General features: G+C 62.8%; 17 protein-coding genes. 3 read left to right on the forward strand and 14 right to left on the reverse strand.

The window, feature by feature from the left end:
• The first annotated feature begins 38 nt into the window (after positions 1–38).
• Positions 39–2,744, forward strand: a complete 2,706-nt coding sequence (secA, locus tag RGQ15_RS03470) for a preprotein translocase subunit SecA (RefSeq protein ID WP_311158828.1) — start codon at positions 39–41, stop codon at positions 2,742–2,744.
• A 59-nt stretch (positions 2,745–2,803) separates the two neighbouring features.
• On the opposite strand, the gene RGQ15_RS03475 is transcribed toward secA, so the two are convergent.
• On the reverse strand, positions 2,804–3,520 hold the full coding sequence (locus RGQ15_RS03475) for a response regulator (protein ID WP_311158829.1): 717 nt from the start codon (positions 3,518–3,520) through the stop codon (positions 2,804–2,806).
• Positions 3,517–4,035, reverse strand: coding sequence for a MarR family winged helix-turn-helix transcriptional regulator (locus RGQ15_RS03480; RefSeq protein ID WP_311158830.1), 519 nt, complete (start codon positions 4,033–4,035; stop codon positions 3,517–3,519). The genes RGQ15_RS03475 and RGQ15_RS03480 overlap by 4 nt, the downstream gene beginning before the upstream one ends.
• Before the next feature lie 151 nt (positions 4,036–4,186).
• On the opposite strand from RGQ15_RS03480, the gene RGQ15_RS03485 reads away from it, so the two are divergent.
• A complete protein-coding gene (locus RGQ15_RS03485) occupies positions 4,187–5,056 on the forward strand; it encodes a branched-chain amino acid aminotransferase (protein ID WP_311158831.1) in 870 nt (289 codons plus the stop codon).
• Positions 5,057–5,135: 79 nt separating this feature from the next.
• Here the strand turns inward: RGQ15_RS03485 and RGQ15_RS03490 are convergent, their stop codons facing one another.
• The 8 genes from RGQ15_RS03490 to RGQ15_RS03525 form a co-directional block, all read right to left on the reverse strand.
• On the reverse strand, positions 5,136–5,339 hold the full coding sequence (locus tag RGQ15_RS03490; protein WP_311158832.1) for a hypothetical protein: 204 nt from the start codon (positions 5,337–5,339) through the stop codon (positions 5,136–5,138).
• Between the two features lie 63 nt (positions 5,340–5,402).
• A complete protein-coding gene (locus RGQ15_RS03495; protein ID WP_311158833.1) occupies positions 5,403–5,867 on the reverse strand; it encodes a PTS sugar transporter subunit IIA in 465 nt (154 codons plus the stop codon).
• 80 nt (positions 5,868–5,947) lie between these two features.
• The gene (gene hpf, locus RGQ15_RS03500) at positions 5,948–6,523 is read right to left on the reverse strand and encodes a ribosome hibernation-promoting factor, HPF/YfiA family (protein ID WP_311158834.1); all 576 of its coding nucleotides are present in this window, start codon (positions 6,521–6,523) and stop codon (positions 5,948–5,950) included.
• Positions 6,524–6,685: 162 nt separating this feature from the next.
• Positions 6,686–7,432, reverse strand: coding sequence for an LPS export ABC transporter ATP-binding protein (lptB, locus tag RGQ15_RS03505; protein WP_311158835.1), 747 nt, complete (start codon positions 7,430–7,432; stop codon positions 6,686–6,688).
• Positions 7,432–7,914 (reverse strand): lipopolysaccharide transport periplasmic protein LptA, encoded by a 483-nt coding sequence (gene lptA, locus RGQ15_RS03510; protein WP_311158836.1) that lies wholly within the window; start codon positions 7,912–7,914, stop codon positions 7,432–7,434. Before lptA ends, lptB begins: the two co-directional genes overlap by 1 nt.
• 65 nt (positions 7,915–7,979) lie before the next feature.
• On the reverse strand, positions 7,980–8,558 hold the full coding sequence (gene lptC, locus RGQ15_RS03515) for an LPS export ABC transporter periplasmic protein LptC (protein ID WP_311158837.1): 579 nt from the start codon (positions 8,556–8,558) through the stop codon (positions 7,980–7,982).
• A 3-nt stretch (positions 8,559–8,561) separates the two neighbouring features.
• On the reverse strand, positions 8,562–9,506 hold the full coding sequence (locus RGQ15_RS03520) for a KpsF/GutQ family sugar-phosphate isomerase (protein ID WP_409201299.1): 945 nt from the start codon (positions 9,504–9,506) through the stop codon (positions 8,562–8,564).
• 9 nt (positions 9,507–9,515) lie between these two features.
• Complete coding sequence (locus RGQ15_RS03525; RefSeq protein WP_311158839.1) at positions 9,516–10,130, reverse strand: ribonuclease D; 615 nt, start codon at positions 10,128–10,130, stop codon at positions 9,516–9,518.
• Between the two features lie 245 nt (positions 10,131–10,375).
• Between RGQ15_RS03525 and RGQ15_RS03530 the strand changes: the two genes are divergently transcribed.
• Positions 10,376–12,436, forward strand: coding sequence for a TonB-dependent receptor domain-containing protein (locus RGQ15_RS03530; RefSeq protein ID WP_311158840.1), 2,061 nt, complete (start codon positions 10,376–10,378; stop codon positions 12,434–12,436).
• 80 nt (positions 12,437–12,516) lie between these two features.
• On the opposite strand, the gene purU is transcribed toward RGQ15_RS03530, so the two are convergent.
• The 4 genes from purU to glpK form a co-directional block, all read right to left on the reverse strand.
• On the reverse strand, positions 12,517–13,401 hold the full coding sequence (gene purU / locus RGQ15_RS03535; RefSeq protein ID WP_311158841.1) for a formyltetrahydrofolate deformylase: 885 nt from the start codon (positions 13,399–13,401) through the stop codon (positions 12,517–12,519).
• A gap of 204 nt (positions 13,402–13,605) precedes the next feature.
• Entirely contained in the window at positions 13,606–14,493 is an 888-nt protein-coding gene (gene folD, locus RGQ15_RS03540) for a bifunctional methylenetetrahydrofolate dehydrogenase/methenyltetrahydrofolate cyclohydrolase FolD (protein ID WP_311158842.1), read from the reverse strand.
• A gap of 255 nt (positions 14,494–14,748) precedes the next feature.
• Positions 14,749–15,882: an iron-containing alcohol dehydrogenase gene (locus tag RGQ15_RS03545; protein ID WP_311158843.1), complete on the reverse strand. Its 1,134-nt coding sequence runs from the start codon at positions 15,880–15,882 to the stop codon at positions 14,749–14,751.
• The gene (gene glpK / locus RGQ15_RS03550) at positions 15,879–17,366 is read right to left on the reverse strand and encodes a glycerol kinase GlpK (protein ID WP_311158844.1); all 1,488 of its coding nucleotides are present in this window, start codon (positions 17,364–17,366) and stop codon (positions 15,879–15,881) included. The genes RGQ15_RS03545 and glpK overlap by 4 nt, the downstream gene beginning before the upstream one ends.
• Between the last annotated feature and the right edge of the window lie 57 nt (positions 17,367–17,423).

Genomic DNA, 17,423 nt, shown 5'->3' on the forward strand with positions numbered 1-17,423 from the left:
GTCCCGCGCACCCCAGATACGCGATTTTGAAGGCTCACATGCTCGGCATCGGAAACTTGGCGAAACTGGTCTTTGGTACCCCCAACGACCGCAAGGTAAAATCTGTCCGGCCGCTGGTCGCCCAGATCAACGCGTTGGAGGATAGCTTCCGTGCGATGTCCGACGCGGACCTGATCGGAAAGACCCGCGAATTGCAGGGTCGGGCACAAGCTGGCGAAGACCTCGACAAACTCCTGCCCGAGGCGTTTGCGAACTGCCGCGAGGGTGCGCGCCGCGCGCTTGGCCTGCGCGCCTTCGACACCCAGCTCATGGGCGGGATCTTCCTGCATCAGGGAAACATCGCCGAAATGAAGACGGGCGAAGGCAAGACGCTGGTCGCGACCTTCCCGGCTTACCTCAACGCACTTGCGGGCAAGGGCGTTCATGTCGTGACCGTGAACGACTACCTCGCCAAACGGGACGCCGAATGGATGGGCAAGGTCTTTGCCCATCTCGGCATGACCACGGGTGTCGTATATCCCTTCCAGCAGGACGAGGAAAAGCGCGACGCCTACAAGGCCGACGTGACCTATGCCACGAACAACGAACTGGGCTTCGACTACCTGCGCGACAACATGAAGGGCTCGATCGACCAGATGGTCCAGCGCGGCCATTTCTTCGCGATCGTCGACGAGGTCGATTCGATCCTGATCGACGAGGCGCGGACACCGCTGATCATCTCGGGCCCTTCGCAGGACCGCAGCGATCTTTACCGCACGCTCGATGCGTTCATGCCCGAACTGACGCCCGAGCATTTCAAGCTGGACGAAAAGGCACGCAACGCCACCTTCACCGAGGAAGGCAACGAGTTCCTTGAAAAGCGCCTTCAGGCAGCGGGCGTGCTGCCCGAGGGGCAGACGCTTTACGATCCCGAATCCACGACGATCGTCCACCACGCCAATCAGGCGATGCGCGCCCACAAGCTGTTCCATCGCGATCAGCAATACATCGTGCGTGACGATGAGATCGTCCTGATCGACGAATTCACCGGCCGGATGATGAAGGGCCGCCGCCTGTCCGATGGCTTGCACCAGGCGATCGAGGCCAAGGAAGGCGTCCAGATCCAGCCCGAGAACGTGACGCTGGCCTCTGTCACCTTCCAGAACTACTTCCGCCTCTACGGAAAACTGGGTGGCATGACCGGCACCGCCGCGACCGAGGCCGAGGAGTTCGCCGAGATCTACAAGCTGGGCGTCGTCGAGGTCCCGACCAACCGCCCGATCCAGCGGATCGACGAACATGACCGCGTCTACCGCACCGCGACCGAGAAATACGCGGCCGTGCTGGAGGCGATCAAGGAAGCCCATGCCAAGGGTCAGCCCATGCTGGTCGGCACCACCTCGATCGAAAAGTCCGAGATGCTGTCCCAGATGCTGACCCAGGCCGGCATCCCGCACAACGTCCTGAACGCGCGTCAGCATGAGGCCGAGGCCCATATCGTCGCCGAGGCAGGCAAGCTGGGTGCCGTGACCATCGCCACCAACATGGCTGGCCGTGGGACCGACATCCAGTTGGGTGGCAATGTCGAAATGAAGGTCATGCAGGCTCTGGCCGCCGATCCCGAAGCAAACCCCGACGAGTTGCGCGCCCGGATCGAAGCCGAACACGCCAATGACAAACAGGCCGTTCTGGATGCAGGCGGGCTTTTCGTGCTGGCCACGGAACGCCATGAAAGCCGCCGCATCGACAACCAGCTGCGCGGCCGGTCGGGCCGCCAGGGGGACCCCGGACGCTCGCTGTTCTTCCTGTCGCTGGAAGACGACCTGATGCGGATTTTCGGTTCCGAGCGTCTGGACAAGGTGCTTTCGACGCTGGGCATGAAGGATGGCGAGGCGATCGTTCACCCTTGGGTCAACAAGTCGCTGGAACGCGCCCAGGCGAAAGTCGAGGGCCGCAACTTCGACATCCGCAAGCAGCTTCTGAAATTCGACGACGTGATGAATGACCAGCGCAAGGCGATCTTCAGCCAGCGTCTCGAGATCATGCACACCGAAGAGGTCGACGAGGTTGCAGCCGACATGCGCCACCAGGTGATCGACGATATCGTCGACGAATTCCTGCCGCCGCGCGCTTATGCCGAGCAATGGAACATCGAAGGTCTTAAGGCCGCCATCGTCGATCGGCTCAACATGGATCTTCCCGTGAAGGAATGGGCCAGCGAAGATGGCGTTGACCAAGAGGGTATGCGTGAGCGCATCCAGCGCGAGGTCGACGGCTACATGGCCCAGAAGGCCGAACAGTTCGGCATCGACAACATGCGCCAGATCGAAAAGCAGGTGCTTCTGCAACAGATCGACGCGAAATGGCGCGAGCATCTCGTGACGCTGGAACATCTGCGCTCGGTCGTGGGCTTCCGCGGCTATGCGCAGCGCGACCCGCTGTCGGAATACAAGACCGAAGCCTTCCAGCTGTTCGAGACCATGCTTGATGGGCTGCGCTTCGACGTAACCCAGCAACTGGCGCGCATCCGCCCGCTGTCCGATGCGGAACGCGAACAGATGATGCGCGACTACCAGCAGCAGATGGCTGCCTCGCAGGCGCAGATGCAGCCCGAACACGAAGAGGCCGAGGGCGGCGAGGTTTCAGGCCGCGTCGCAGGATTTGAGGAAACCGACCCGAGCACCTGGGGCAACCCTTCCCGAAACGATCCCTGTCCGTGTGGTTCGGGGCAGAAGTTCAAGCACTGCCACGGCGCACTGGTCTGAGGTCAATCACAAGCAAAAGGGGCCCTGGGGCCCCTTTTCGCATCGCGCCGAAGCATGGTTCAGTCCGGCACCAGCATGTAGCCCGTTCCTCGCACGGTCTGCAGGTAGCGCGGCTCTTTCGGGTCGGGCTCGATCTTGCGCCGCAGACGCGTGATCTGGACGTCAATCGCCCGCTCGGAGTTCTCGCCAGCCTCATCCGATGGGCTTCGTCCCAGATCCTCGATCAGTTCGGATCGGCTGACCGCCTGGCGGGGCGTATCGGCCAGGCGCCGCAGCAGCGCCTGTTCGGTGCCGGTCAGACGCAGGGGCAGTTCCCCCTGCCAAAGCTCGCCCTTGTCCGCATCATAGCGCAGATGACCGATGGAGAGGAACTTCGGGCCCTTGCTCTCGGTTGCCGGAACCCGGCGCAGGATGGCCGCGATCCGCAAGAGCAACTCGCGCGGTTCGAAGGGCTTGGGCAGGTAATCGTCGGCACCGCTTTCCAGCCCCGAAATCCGGTCCTCCGTTTCGCCCTTGGCGGTCAGAAGCAGGATCGGCGTGGTCATGCGCTGACGCAGGTCGCGCGTCAGCGAAAACCCGTCCTCGCCCGGCATCATGACATCCAGGACGATGAGATCGAAATCAAGCCCAGACAGCAACCGCCGGGCATGGGCGGCATCGCGCGCGGTCGAGACAAGAAAGCCGCTTCGCACCAGAAAGCGCCGCAGCAGGCTGCGGATCCGCTCATCATCGTCGACGACCAGGATATGGGCCTGGGGCTGGTCTTGGTGTGTCATTTCGGGTCTGAGAGATCCTTCAGGGCATTGAATTGCCGCAGGGTATCACGGTCCATCATTGCCTCAAGCACCAGACGAAAGCCGGCGACGGCCTGGGGGCCGGCCGCCCGATACGCGGCACGCATCCGGGCACGCTGCGTCTCGGACAGGCGACGCTCCAGGGACGCCCCCTTCTCGCTCAGGAAAAGCTGCCGCTCGCGCCGGTCGCGATGACCGACACGGCTTTCGACCAGCCCATCTTCGATGAGCGTCCGAAGGACACGGTTCAGCGATTGCTTGGTCACGCCCAGAACATCCAGCAGCGCCGTCACCGTCAGTCCGGGCTCGCGGTGGATGAAATGCAGCGCGCGGTGGTGGGCGCGACCATAGTCCATGTCGGCCAGGATCAGGTCCGGATCGGCAGTGAAGGCCCGGTAGGCGAAGAACATCGCCTCGATGCCTCGGCGCAGTTGCTCATCCGTCAGAAACAGGAGATTCTCACCACCGACGGGTGCAATGCCGACTTTGTTCTGCATGGTTTCCCCGTATTGCATGGCTCTTATTACGTCAGACTTGTTGACTTTCCAATCACCAATGGATAGCTCAAACCCTGAGTTGCGCAACTTTATATGCGGATACTGGCAAGATGGCGCAACAATCTGAAAAACAGACCGGCCGGAGGACAAAATGGCAGGCGCTTACGACGATCGTGACGGCAAAATCTGGATGGATGGCAAGCTTGTGGAATGGCGCGATGCCAATGTTCACATTCTGACCCACGGCCTGCATTACGCAAGCTCGGTATTCGAGGGCGAGCGCTGCTATAGCGGCAAGATTTTCAAGGGCCATGAGCATTCGCTTCGACTGATCGAATCGGCCCGCCTGCTCGATATGGAATCGCCGTATACGGCCGAGGAAATCGACGCGGCAAAGGAAGCGGTCCTTGCGGCGAACGGCTTCACCGATGCCTATGTGCGTGCCGTGATGTGGCGGGGATCGGGTGAGGATATGGGCGTCTCCGCCTCACGCAACCCGGTGCGCTTGGCCATCGCGGCCTGGGAATGGGGCAACTATTACGGCGATGCGAAATGGCAGGGCGCCAAGCTCGATATCGCGAAATGGAAACGCCCGAGCCCGGAAACCATCCCGACCGCCGCCAAGGCCGCCGGTCTTTACATGATCTGCACCATGTCCAAGCACGCGGCCGAGGCCAAGGGTTGCTCGGATGCGCTGTTCATGGACTGGGAAGGCTATGTTGCCGAAGCCACCGGCGCGAACGTCTTCTTCATCAAGGATGGCGAAGTCCACACCCCGCTGGCCGACCGCTTCCTGAACGGCATCACCCGCCAGACCATCGTGCAGATGCTGAAAGACAAGGGCGTTACCGTGCACGAGCGCCGCATCAAGCCCGAAGAACTGGACGGCTTCCAGGAATGCTTCCTGACTGGCACCGCTGCCGAAGTGACCCCGGTCGGCCAAATCGGAGACTGGCATTTCCAGGTCGGCCAGTTGACCCGCGACATCGCCGCGGATTACGAAACGCTGGTCCGCGCCTGATCCGAGCGATCCCGTGACACCAGACCGGCCGCGCCATCATGGCGCGGCCGGTTTGCATTCCCGCATGTGATTTCCCGGATCAGACGGTATGTCCGCGTTCGATCCTGGCGTATTCTGCAACGCGGCGTCCACTCGCGGCATCCTCCTTGCCCGCAGTCTTCTTCGGGCGGGAATGCAGCGCTCTGATCGATGGATGCTGTGCGGATTCGCGCTCTTGCCGGGTGTAGTTGCGCACGCGGCCAGAGCCAGTTTCGTGCGTCTTGTCAGCAATATGCCTGGTCATTGCACCAACTCCCCCTTTTTGGTGGAAGGCACTCTAGCACGGATCCAGGCCTATTTCACCCTGTCAAGCGGCCTTGATGCCAGGTGCGGCGGACAACATCGCGTGCAGGGCGACCGGATCGTCATTGGCGCGTAGCTTTCCGCGCAGATCCTGATCGCGCAAAGTCCGGGAAACCAGTGCCAGAGCCTTGAGATGGTCGACGCCCGAACTTTTCGGGGCGAGAAGGGCAAAGATCAGGTCCACCGGCTGTCGGTCGACGGCATCGAAATCCAAGGGCTTTTCAAGACGCAGGAACAGGCCCACGACGCGATCCAGACCATGCAGCCGGGCATGCGGAAGCGCAACACCGTGACCCACGCCGGTAGGGCCCAGCGATTCCCGTTCCTGCAATGCATCCAAGGTCTGGGCGGCGTCAACGCCGTAGACGCTTCGCGCCTGCTCGGCGATTTCCTGGAACAGCCTCTTCTTGCTCGTGCTCTGGGTCATCGTCCGCACTGCGGAGGGTGATAGAATGTCGCTGATTTGCATGTTGCCCGAAATTGTCCAAGTCCCGGTCACGGATTTCGCGACCGGGACAATTCATTTACCAGACTGCTCTGATACCCAGTCTAGCCCAAGTTGCGGGGATCGATCCAGCCCACGTTCCCGTCTTCCCGACGGTGGACCACGTTCACGCCCCCATGTTTTTCATTGCGGAACACCAGAAGAGGTGAGCCGGCCAACTCCATCTGCATCACCGCTTCTCCGACGGACAGCGTGGGAACACGCGTTTCCATCTCGGCGATGATCATGGGCTGCAGTCCATCCCCCTGCGATTCCCAATCGTCCTCGTCGGCGGCAAGGACATACATGCCCGCCTGTTCGAAGGCAACCGGCTCGGTCCTGTCCTTGTGATGGTCCTTGAGGCGACGCTTGTAGCGGCGCAGCTGCTTGTCCATCCGTTCCTTACACTGGTCAAAGGCCGCATAGATCTCGGTCGAGGCACCCTTGGCCTGCACGTTCAGCCCGGTCGAAAGATGCACCACGGCGTCACAAATGAATTCATGCGCGTTGCGGGAAAAAATGACGGTCGCGTCCGTCGGACGCTGGGAATATTTGTCTATCGTCTCGCCCAACTCGGTTTTCACATGCGTCGAGAGAGCATCCCCGACGTCAATCTGTTTTCCGCTGATCTGATAGCGCATGTTGGTCCGTCCTTTCGGTTGCCCGGCCTTGACTGAACGCCGCCCGCGGCATAGCCGACCGGGTTCGCAGGCGGGCTGAATATGCCCCGCCATATTCCCATTTGGTGATAGCCTGACGTTCCTGTCAACGGGCGCGAGATGTCGCAGGCCCGACATGGCGGATCAGTGCATGCGGAAAGTTTCGCCAAGATAGACCCGGCGGACCTGAGGGTCGTCAACGATCTCGGAGGTCGTTCCCGATTTCAGGACATGACCGTCATGCAGGATATAGGCACGATCCACGATCTCGAGTGTCTCGCGGACATTGTGATCGGTGATCAGCACACCGATGCCGCGGCTTTTCAGGTCGTGGACAAGGGCACGGATTTCGCCCACGGCAATCGGGTCGACGCCCGCAAAGGGTTCATCAAGCAGCAAGTAGGAAGGATTGGCGGCCAGACAGCGCGCGATCTCGACGCGCCTGCGCTCCCCGCCTGACAGGGCCATCGCAGAGGCATTGCGCAGATGCTCGATCGAGAATTCGCCCAGCAAGGTTTCCAGCCGATCGCGCCGGTGATGGGCATCCCTGCAAACAAGCTCGAGAACGGCCGTAATGTTCTGCTCGACCGTGAGCCCGCGAAAGATCGACATTTCCTGAGGAAGATAACCGATTCCCATCTGGGCTCGGCGATACATCGGCAAGGTCGTTGCATCCTGCCCGTCGATCAGCACCTGCCCCGAATCGGGCGCGACCAGCCCCGCGACACAGTAAAAGCAGGTCGTCTTGCCGGAACCGTTCGGACCCAGAAGGGCAACCACCTCACCCCGGTCGAGAGTCAGCCCGACTTCGCGGATGACGGGACGATTGCGATAGGATTTGCGCAATCCGCGAACCAAAAGTCCGCTTTCGGCTTTGTTTTGCCCGGACATCAGTTGCCTCCGGGCTGCAGGACGCTGCGCACCCTTCCGGCTGCGCTCGCCGAACCGGTCGCCAGGTTCACGGTCACGGTTTCACCCGCAAGCACGTTCTGACCCTGAGTCAGCAAAACATCCCCCCTCAGCACGACATTGCCGGATTCGACGTCGTAATCGGCGGTTTTCGCTTCGGCGGCGTCCGAGCCACTGGCGAGCGTGACATTGCCCTCGGCCTTCAGCGCGCTGATCCGGTCGCGGCTGTCGCTGGAATAGGTGACGGTCACGCGATCCGCCGAAAGGCGCATGCCTCCCTGCCCGATCAGAACGTTTCCGGAAAAGACGGCAAGACCGGTCTGCTGGTCGACCTGCAGCGAATCGGCCGTCACCTCGACCGGGGCCTTCACGTCCTGAGCATTGCCGAAACCCGTCGTCTGGGCCGAGGCAATCGAGGCAATCCCAAGCGAGATCACGAATGGCAGCAGGCCAAACCGGGTCATGCGTCTTCCTTTCCGCTGCCACCAGTGGCGACCCGACCAGCCCGGAAGGTCCCGGAAAGCATGGGTCATGGGCGGTATATCATCCGGACTCCGCCCTTCAAATCAAGAACCTGATCGGGGTCATCCTGATTCTTCGGACGCAACTCCATCCGGCCGGCCGTCATGTTGCCGAATGGCGCCAGAACGTTCACCTCGCGCTCGGCCTCGACGGTGCCTTCCACGATCGAGGCTTGAAATTCTGGCGCGGTCACAACCCAGCCATCGGCAGTCGTCATTCGCACCCCGTCCCTCAGCGAAAGATCATCGCCGACGATCTCGGCCGTGCCGGCGCTGATATCCGCGGCGCGCCCGTCCCTGGCCCGCAACGTCATGCGAACGGAGCTGACCAGCCCCTCATCCTGTCCGCTGCCAGGGGTCGCCTCGGTGCCCGATATCGTCAGCTGCGAACCATTCGAGGTCACGCCGGAATAGGTCGGATTGGTCACCGCCTGACGCTCGGCCAGTTCCTGCGGGTCCACGTTCGCATAGGGAATCGTCAGGTCGGGCTCTGGCTTGCGCGCGAGCAGGAACAGCACCGACAGGATTGCGAGCGCGGTCAGCGGCAGCAGCACCCGCAACCAGGCGACGATGCACGACCGCAACATGGCTCAGACGATCCCGGTTCGCAGGAAATCGTGGATGTGCAGCAGGCCAACCGGCATCCCCTTGTCGATGACGAACAGGCTGGTGATCTTGCGTCCCTGCATTTCGGCCAAGGCTGATTCCGCGAGGCTGTCGGGGCCTATGCAGCGCGGGTTCGCCGTCATCACCTCGCTCGCCTTGTGCGCCAGGAGCCCGTCCATGTGCCTGCGCAAGTCACCGTCGGTGATTATTCCGCTTAGCTGGCCCTGCGCATCGACGACGCCGGTCACCCCAAAGCCCTTCTGGCTGATCACGAGCAGCGCCTCGGACATTGGCGCATCCTCGGTCACTAGCGGGATCGCACGATGCATCATGTCCCCGACGCGCGACAGCCGCGCACCCAGTTTTCCGCCCGGATGGAAGGTGCGGAAATGGTCTGGGGTGAACTTGCGATGCTCCATCAATGCAATCGCCAGAGCATCGCCAAGCGCCATGGTCATGGTCGTCGAGGTCGTCGGCACGATGCCTGACCCGCAAGCCTCGGGTGCCGCTGGCAGCACGAGCGCCACATCCGACTGTCGCAGCAATGTCGATTCCGCGCGGCTTGCCACGCCGATCAGGGGAATGCTGAAACGCCTGGTATGCGCGATCAGATCTGCCAGCTCGGGGGTTTCGCCGCTATTTGACAGGACCAGCGCCACGTCGCTTTCGGTGACCATGCCCAGATCACCGTGGCTCGCCTCACCGGGATGAACGAACTGGGCGGGCGTTCCGGTCGACGCCAGCGTCGCAGCGATCTTTCGTCCCACATGGCCGGACTTTCCCATGCCCGACACGATAACCCGGCCCTTCGCGGCAAGGATCGTTTGGATGGCCTTTTCGAAGCTGTCGCCAAGGCTCTCCGCCAAGGCCAGCATCCCTTCGGTTTCGGCCCGGATCACGCGGCGGGCTGTATCAAGATATGCGCTCATGGCCGTCATCTAATGGTGAAAGATATCGTTTTCATCCCCCCAGCCCAACAGATCAAGATGGGCGCGGGCGGGAAGGAAATCGAAACAGGCCTGCGCAAGTCCCAGTCGGCCCTCGCGTTCCAGCCGTTTTTCAAGCTCGGCCTTCAGCCGGTGCAGATACAGCACATCGGACGCGGCATATTCCAGCTGCGCATCCGTCAAGGACTCGGCACCCCAATCACTGGTTTGCTGTTGCTTCGAGATATCGGCGCCCACCAATTCGCTCAGCAGATATTTCAGGCCATGCCGATCGGTAAAGGTGCGGATCATCTTCGAGGCGATCTTGGTGCACCAGACCGGAGCAGTGACGACACCGAAGGCTGCCTCCAGCGCGGCTATGTCGAAACGGCCAAAGTGGAACAGCTTCAAAACTTCGGGATCGGCCAGCAGGCGTACGAGGTTCGGCGCGCTGTCCTGTCCCCTCGCGATCTGCACGAGATGGGCGTCGCCGTCCCCCGCGGAAAGCTGCACCAGACAAAGCCTGTCTCGACGCTGATCCAGGCCCATGGTTTCGGTATCGATCGCGACGACGGGGCCGAGCTCCAGATCGTCCGGCAGGTCGTTTTGGTAAAGCTGGATGCTCATGACGGTGCCTGATTGTCTTGACGAGGTTGGCCGAGCCTTACCGCTTTTTGCCGGGCACATGCCAGCCCTTAGACCTCTCGACCGAAACAACGATCGCAATCTGCCTCGGCCAGACTGCTGCATTAATGCAACAATTCCCACATCGTCATCAAGCCGCTTCGGATAATTTCCGACTATTTCACTTGTGAATCACATTCCGAGTTCGCTAGGTCCAACTCAATCTGAACTGGAATCAAGGCAAACCAATGAAAATCCGCAGCATTCTTTTGCTCGCGGGGGTGTCTTCGCTCGCCCTCGCGACAGGTCTTTCGGCGCAGCAGATCTCGGGCGGCGCAGCTGACAATGCCGAAATCGAAGCCGGGAAGATCACTCTGCAGCCGATCACCCTCGTTGCGGATGGACAGGAAAATGTCGAGGCGACCGGCGGCGTCGTCGTCACTGCAGAAGATATCGAGACGCTGCAGCCCGCCGATGTATCCGAACTGTTTTCGCGTGATTCTGCGGTCACCGTTTCCGGCGGCGCCGGCCCGTCGAAGCGTATCCATGTCTTCGGCATGGAACAGTCGAACCTCGCGGTCAGCGTCGACGGCGTCCCGCAGGGCGTCACCAGCTGGCACCATACCGGATCGAACGTCGTTGACCCGGCCTTCCTGAAATCCGTCGAGATCGAGGCCGGCGCGGCGGCCGCGGATGCCGGATTCGGCGCAGCCGCAGGTGCGGTCCGGTATGAAACCGTCGGCGCGAGGGACCTTTTGACCGACGGCCGCACGCATGGCGGTCGGGTGGGCCTTTCCTACGGCTCGAACGGGCGCGGTTTCGACGGCAGCCTTGCGGGTTTCGGCGTCTACGGGGGCTTCGACTGGTTCGCGATGGTCCATGCCGCGGATGGCGAGAATTACGAAAGCGGCGCCGGTCTGGAAATGGACGGCACGGCGCCGGCGACCCAGGGCGTTCTGACAAAGCTGGGTTACGAATTCGAAACCCACCGCGTCGAACTGGGCTATGAATACAGCCAAGACGACGCCGATCGCGTCATCAAGATGAACATGGACCTTTACGGGACCGGCATCGACCGAAACACATACCCCCTGAAGGTCACGCGCAACACGCTGAGCCTGAAATACAGCAGCACCGCACCGACCGACGCGTGGGACCCGGAGGCAATGCTCTATGTCAGCCGCAACGAGTACTGGCGCAACAACTATGTGACGGGCGACCTGATCGATCCGGTCAACGGCTCGGATTTCCCCAACGGTGACATGGATCTGGAATCCACCACCATCGGGGGCGTGATGAAGAACACCTATACGCTGGGGCAGGGCCGGATCACCGCAGGCATCGACTGGCAGAATGACGACTACAGGGTCGACAATTACGGCGACCATTCGGCAACGCGGACGCGCCCCTTCAATCTCGAAACAACGCAGATCGGCGCCTTCGTGCAGGGTCGCTTCGAATTCGAGAACGGCATCGACCTTTCGACCGGCCTTCGCCTCGATCACCAGCGCTATACCGACTGGGACAACAACAGCTATTCGGATACCGGCGCCAGCGTGAACGGCACCGCCTCGTACGAGTTCTCGGACGGCTACGAAGTCTTCGCTGGCGCGTCGCGGACCTGGCTCGGCTTCGACATCGGCGAATACGGCCTGCTGCACGCGCGCAATGACGCCTTCACGACCGATCCCGATTTCGAAGCGGCGACGTCGACGAATGTCAAGCTGGGCCTGAACGCGAACCGCGGAAACTGGACCGGAAACCTGACTTTCTTCGACACCCGACTTGACGGGCTCGGGGAATATGACACCTCGGTCGGTTACTTGACCAATGCGGATGAATACCGCAGCAAGGGCTTTACGATGCAGGGCAACTACAGCTGGGGCAGCGGTCGCGTCGGTGCCAGCTTCACCAAGGCCGACCTGACCCAGAACGGCGAAGAAGTCCTGCCCGACGGCGGTACCGTCATGCCGATCGGAGACATGGCGACGCTCTTCGTCGATCAGGAGATCGCGCAGTACAACATGAAGGTCGGCGGCACGGTCGAATGGGCCGGAGATCTGTCGAGCGACCTGATGGAAGAGGCCGGTTTCTCGGACCACGGTTCCTACACCGTGCTCAACCTCCATGGCGAATGGCGGCCCGGGAACTATGAAAACGTCGCCGTTCACCTGAACATCGATAACGTCTTCGATCGCGACTATTACGAACGCTCAAGCTATGTGCAGCGCGTTCGCGGCACCCGCGAGATCGACCCGCTTTACGCTCCGGGCCGGACCGTCACGCTTGGCGTGAAGATGGACTTCTGATCCATCGCACGGAACAAGAAGAAAAGGGCCCCCGCGGGGCCCTTTTTTCAAGTGCGACTGTCCATCGCCAGAGCACTGGCTCAGCCCATTCTTTCGCTGGCGTATGAACCTGGGGATGCGGGGAAGACGACGGTCTTGTTTCCGTTGAGGAATGCGCGGCGGTGGATATGGGCGTGGATGGCGCGGGCGAGGACCTGGCTTTCGACGTCGCGGCCGAGCGAGACATAGTCCTCGGGCGACTGGGCATGGGTGACGCGGATGATGTCCTGCTCGATGATCGGGCCCTCGTCGAGATCGCCGGTGACGTAATGGCTGGTCGCGCCGATCAGCTTCACGCCGCGCTCGAAGGCCTGCTTGTAGGGATTGGCGCCCTTGAAGCTGGGCAGGAACGAATGGTGGATGTTGATGATCCGGCCCGACATCTTGCGGCACATCTCATCCGAGAGCACCTGCATGTAGCGCGCCAGCACGATCAGCTCGGCCCCGGTTTCCTCGACCAGGGCCATGATCCGGGCCTCGGCCTCGGGCTTGTTCTCGCGGGTCACCTTGATGCAGTGGAAGGGAATGTCGTGGTTCACCACCACCTTCTGGTAATCCATGTGGTTCGAGATCACCGCCACGATGTCGATCGGCAGGGCGCCGATGCGCCAGCGATAGAGCAGGTCGTTCAGGCAATGGCCGAAGCGCGAGACCATGATGATGACCTTCATCTTCTCGGTCTCGTCATGGAAGGCATAGCTCATGCCGAAGGCGCGGGCGGCCTCGTCGAGGCCCTGGGTCAGCTGCTCGAGCCCGGTGCCCGCTTCCGAGACGAAGCTGACCCGCATGAAGAAGCGCCCGGTCTCGGCATCGTCGAATTGCGAGCTGTCGGTGATGTTGCAGCCCTGGCCGGCAAGATAGGTCGAGATCGCCGCCACGATGCCCCGCGTCGAGGGGCAGGTGACAGTCAGGCAGTATTTCGTCATCCGGGTCTCCACTGTCTTTCGCGCGCAGGCGGGTCTTCGCCTTTGCCTGGTTCATTCCCCCGCCGGGGAGGAGGGCGCCCTGCGCGCCCCATCGAGGGCCGCGCCGGGCGGGGGGCGACGCCCCCGGGCACAAGGATCGGCGCTCGGGGGGCGGTCATCCCTGGGGCGATCATGCCTGGGGCGATCATCCCCGGGCGGTCATTCTCAGGCCGTCAGGCCCTCGGGTTCGGGCAGGCCATTCGCCCGGCAGCAGGCGGTCAGCGTATTGGCCAGAAGGCAGGCGATGGTCATCGGCCCGACACCGCCCGGCACCGGGGTGATCGCGCCCGCGACCCTGGCCGCACTGTCGAAGTCCACATCGCCGACCAGCCGGGTGCGGCCGTCTTCCTCGATGCGGTTGATGCCGACGTCGATCACGGTCGCGCCGGGCTTGATCCAGTCGCCGGGGATCATCCGCGGGCGCCCCACCGCCGCGACCAGGATATCCGCGCGGCGGCAGAGTTCGGCCAGATCCTTGGTGCGGCTATGGGCGATCGTCACCGTGCAGCTGTCACCCAAAAGCAGCTGCGCCATCGGCTTGCCGACGATGTTCGAGCGCCCGACCACGACCGCGTTCAGCCCGGAAAGATCGCCCAGCCGGTCGCGCAGCATCATCAGGCAGCCCAGCGGCGTGCAGGGCACCATCGATTTCTGCCCGGTGCCGAGAAGCCCCACGTTCAGGACATGGAACCCGTCCACATCCTTGCCCGGCGCGATCGCGTTGATCACCGCATCGGCATCAAGATGGCCCGGCAGCGGCAGCTGCACCAGGATCCCGTGCACCGCCGGATCGGCATTGAGATCGGCCACCTTCGCCATCAAGGCATCCTGCGTGGTCTCGGCCGGAAGCTTGTGTTCCCAGGAATTCATCCCCGCCTCGCGGGTCTGGATGCCCTTGTTCCGGACATAGACCTCCGAGGCCGGGTCCTCGCCCACAAGCACCACGGCAAGGCCCGGCACGATGCCCTGCCCCTTCAGACGCGCCACGCCCGACGCGACATCGCCCCGAATCCGAGCCGCAAAGGCCTTGCCATCAATCAGTTCTGCGCTCATGCCTATCTACTCCTTCCGTCCACCGTCCCGTTCCCCGTCCGGTGCTCGCCCTCGGGCAGCACGCATGCGAAGGCGCAGCGACGAACCAGATCACAGCTTTCGGACCGAGCGCCTAGCACCATTCCGGACCCTGCTCCATCCGGAAACCCTTTCTGGAGAAACGGGCTTCCGGGACAAGGCAGGAATACGACAAGGCGATGCCGCTTTTGGGCGCTGTCGCTTTCGTCCTGTCGTCCTGTCGCTGAGTGGAACGGCCTAGCTTGCGGCCAGCATTACGGCCTGCAGCTCGTCGATCGTCGGAACGGCAGGATTGCCCTTCATCGAGGAACTGGACAGGGACGCCTCGGCGACCGATGCATGCTGCGCCCGGGAAAGCCCCTGCGCCTCAAGCCCCGGCAAACCGCGGTCTCGCGTCCATTCGAACAGGGTGCGCGGCGCGTCGGCGGCACTGCCCCCCAGCACGCCGGAGATGAGGCCGCAGACCTCGTCGATCCGGGCCTTGTCGGCAACCAGGCGACGGTTCATGTCAAGCACGGGTCCAAGCAATGCGCCGCAGATCGCTCCATGCGCGGCGGGGGTCACGCCACCGATCACGCCCGCAAGGCCATGAACTGCACCCAGACCGCCATTGGCGAGCGCAATCCCGCCGCAAAGGCTTGTCCAGGCCAGCGCATCACGCGCATCGGCATCCTCGGCTTGCATCAGCCGCGCCAGCGCGCGCAGGCCCGGGGCAATCACAGGGCGCACCAGCGCATCGGTAAAGGGCGTCGCCCTTGCCGAAAGATATGGTTCGATCACCTGGGCGATGGCATCGAGCCCCGAGGCGAGCGTCACGGCTTGCGGACAATTGTCTGTCAGGGCCGGGTCCACGATGGCAATGCGCGGCAGCATCCGTTCGTCCCGGATCGAAACCTTGCGGCCATGTTCCGGCAAACCGATCACGGCGTTGCGCGTCGCCTCGGCCCCGGTTCCGGCAGTGGTCGGCAAGGCGATATAGGGCAAGGGCGCCGCGGCCAAAGGCAGGCCGCGGCCGACGACCTCCAGGTGATCCATGATCCCGCCCGGCGCGGGGATCAAACCGGCCAATGCCTTGCCGAGATCAAGCGCCGCGCCACCGCCCAAGCCCGCGACCCAATCGGGGCGGAATCCCTTCGCCTGTGCCAGCGCGTCCTCGAGCATCGAAAGAGTAGGTTCCGATCCGCAGGCCAGGGTCAGGACCTCGGCCCCCTCTCCCCGCAAGGCTTGCACCAGCCAAGCGGCACGGCCGGCATCGGCGCCATGGACCAACACACCACGTGCGCCACAGGACCGGATCAGCCCGGGCGCCTTTTGCGCCTCGCCCCGACCGAACATCACGCGGCCCGGCAGGGCAAAGCCAAAGGAATTCATGCAGCCTCCATCGTGGCCGCGACGGCCTTCCTCCATCGGGCATACTTCGCCTGCCTGAGGCTGTCATCCATCTTCGGCTCGAAACGGCGGTCCAGCGCCCATTTGCCGGCGATCTCATCCGGGGGCGGGCAAAGCCCGGCACGGAGGCCCGCGAGATAGGCCGCGCCCAGTGCCGTTGTCTCGGTCACCTTGGGACGATCGACCGGCGCACCAATGATGTCCGAGAGAAACTGCATCGACCAGTCACTGGCCGCCATCCCGCCATCGACCCTCAGCACCGCCTCACCCGCCGAAGCCCAGTCGGCACGCATCGCCTCCAGAAGATCGCGGGTCTGGTAGCCCACGCTTTCCAGTGCCGCGCGGGCGAATTCGGACGGTCCCGAATTCCGCGTCAGGCCGAAAATCGCGCCGCGACAATCAGGTCGCCAATAGGGCGCGCCCAGGCCCGTGAATGCGGGAACCATCACCACATCCTGCGATGGGTCTGCCTGTTGGGCCAACGGCTGGGTTTCCGAGGCGGCGCGAATGATCTTCAGCCCGTCGCGAAGCCATTGCACCACGGCGCCCGCGATGAAGATCGAGCCTTCCAGCGCATAGGTCGTCTTGCCGTCGAGCCGATAGGCAATTGTGCTAAGCAGCCGGTTCTGCGACGGAACCAGATCCGCCCCCGTATTCAGAAGGGCGAAACAGCCCGTCCCGTAGGTCGATTTCATCATGCCCGGCTGAAAGCACGCCTGTCCGACGGTAGCGGCCTGCTGGTCGCCTGCGACGCCAAGGATCGGGATCTCGTGCCCGAAAAGGTCGGCCCTCGTCACGCCGAAGTCATCGGCGCAGTCGCGCACCTCCGGTAGCAGCCGCATCGGAATATTCAAAAGCGCGCAGATATCATCGTCCCAGCGATTCTCGGCGATGTTGTAGAGAAGCGTCCGGGCGGCGTTGGTGGCATCGGTCGCATGGACCTTGCCACCGGTCAGGTTCCAGATCAGCCAGCTGTCCACCGTGCCAAAGGCAAGCTCGCCGGCTTCGGCACGAGCCCGCGCGCCTTCGACATGTTCCAGAAGCCATGCAAGCTTCGTCCCCGAGAAATAGGGGTCGAGCAGCAGACCGGTTCGCGCCGAAATCATCGGCTCATGTCCTTCGGCCTTCAGCCTTTCGCACAGATCCGCCGTGCGCCGGTCCTGCCAGACGATCGCGCGATGCAATGCGCGACCGGTGCGGCGATCCCAAAGCACGACGGTCTCGCGCTGGTTCGTGATGCCGATCGCGGCAATCCGCGATGCCCCGGTTCCGGCCTTCTCGATGGCCGCGCGCGCCGTTGCCGCGACCGTGGCCCAAAGGTCGGAAGCATCGTGTTCGACCCAGCCCGAGGATGGAAAATGCTGGGGAAACTCCTCTTGCGCCGAGGCGACAAGGCGCAGCTCGGTATCAAAGAGAATGGCGCGGGACGAGGTCGTCCCCTGGTCGATTGCAAGAAGAAAGGTCATGGCGGGTCCGCGTTTTCACAATCCGGTCGGCCGGGGCAAGCCTTGCCCCCGCCTGCC

It is taken from the genome of Paracoccus sp. MBLB3053, from assembly GCF_031822435.1.
GTDB classification, from domain to species: Bacteria; Pseudomonadota; Alphaproteobacteria; order Rhodobacterales; family Rhodobacteraceae; genus Paracoccus; species Paracoccus aurantius.

Excerpts from the sequence above, each read along its gene's own strand:
- lptA (WP_311158836.1), bottom strand. The coding sequence starts at position 7,914 with ATGACCCGGTTTGGCCTGCTGCCATTCGTGATCTCGCTTGGGATTGCC.
- RGQ15_RS03525 (WP_311158839.1), bottom strand. The coding sequence starts at position 10,130 with ATGAGCATCCAGCTTTACCAAAACGACCTGCCGGACGATCTGGAGCTC.
- hpf (WP_311158834.1), bottom strand. The coding sequence starts at position 6,523 with ATGCGCTATCAGATCAGCGGAAAACAGATTGACGTCGGGGATGCTCTC.
- lptB (WP_311158835.1), bottom strand. The coding sequence starts at position 7,432 with ATGTCCGGGCAAAACAAAGCCGAAAGCGGACTTTTGGTTCGCGGATTG.
- RGQ15_RS03495 (WP_311158833.1), bottom strand. The coding sequence starts at position 5,867 with ATGCAAATCAGCGACATTCTATCACCCTCCGCAGTGCGGACGATGACC.
- RGQ15_RS03475 (WP_311158829.1), bottom strand. The coding sequence starts at position 3,520 with ATGACACACCAAGACCAGCCCCAGGCCCATATCCTGGTCGTCGACGAT.
- RGQ15_RS03485 (WP_311158831.1), top strand. The coding sequence starts at position 4,187 with ATGGCAGGCGCTTACGACGATCGTGACGGCAAAATCTGGATGGATGGC.
- RGQ15_RS03480 (WP_311158830.1), bottom strand. The coding sequence starts at position 4,035 with ATGCAGAACAAAGTCGGCATTGCACCCGTCGGTGGTGAGAATCTCCTG.
- glpK (WP_311158844.1), bottom strand. The coding sequence starts at position 17,366 with ATGACCTTTCTTCTTGCAATCGACCAGGGGACGACCTCGTCCCGCGCC.
- lptC (WP_311158837.1), bottom strand. The coding sequence starts at position 8,558 with ATGTTGCGGTCGTGCATCGTCGCCTGGTTGCGGGTGCTGCTGCCGCTG.
- RGQ15_RS03490 (WP_311158832.1), bottom strand. The coding sequence starts at position 5,339 with ATGACCAGGCATATTGCTGACAAGACGCACGAAACTGGCTCTGGCCGC.
- RGQ15_RS03530 (WP_311158840.1), top strand. The coding sequence starts at position 10,376 with ATGAAAATCCGCAGCATTCTTTTGCTCGCGGGGGTGTCTTCGCTCGCC.
- RGQ15_RS03545 (WP_311158843.1), bottom strand. The coding sequence starts at position 15,882 with ATGAATTCCTTTGGCTTTGCCCTGCCGGGCCGCGTGATGTTCGGTCGG.
- folD (WP_311158842.1), bottom strand. The coding sequence starts at position 14,493 with ATGAGCGCAGAACTGATTGATGGCAAGGCCTTTGCGGCTCGGATTCGG.
- RGQ15_RS03520 (WP_409201299.1), bottom strand. The coding sequence starts at position 9,506 with ATGAGCGCATATCTTGATACAGCCCGCCGCGTGATCCGGGCCGAAACC.
- purU (WP_311158841.1), bottom strand. The coding sequence starts at position 13,401 with ATGACGAAATACTGCCTGACTGTCACCTGCCCCTCGACGCGGGGCATC.
- secA (WP_311158828.1), top strand. The coding sequence starts at position 39 with ATGCTCGGCATCGGAAACTTGGCGAAACTGGTCTTTGGTACCCCCAAC.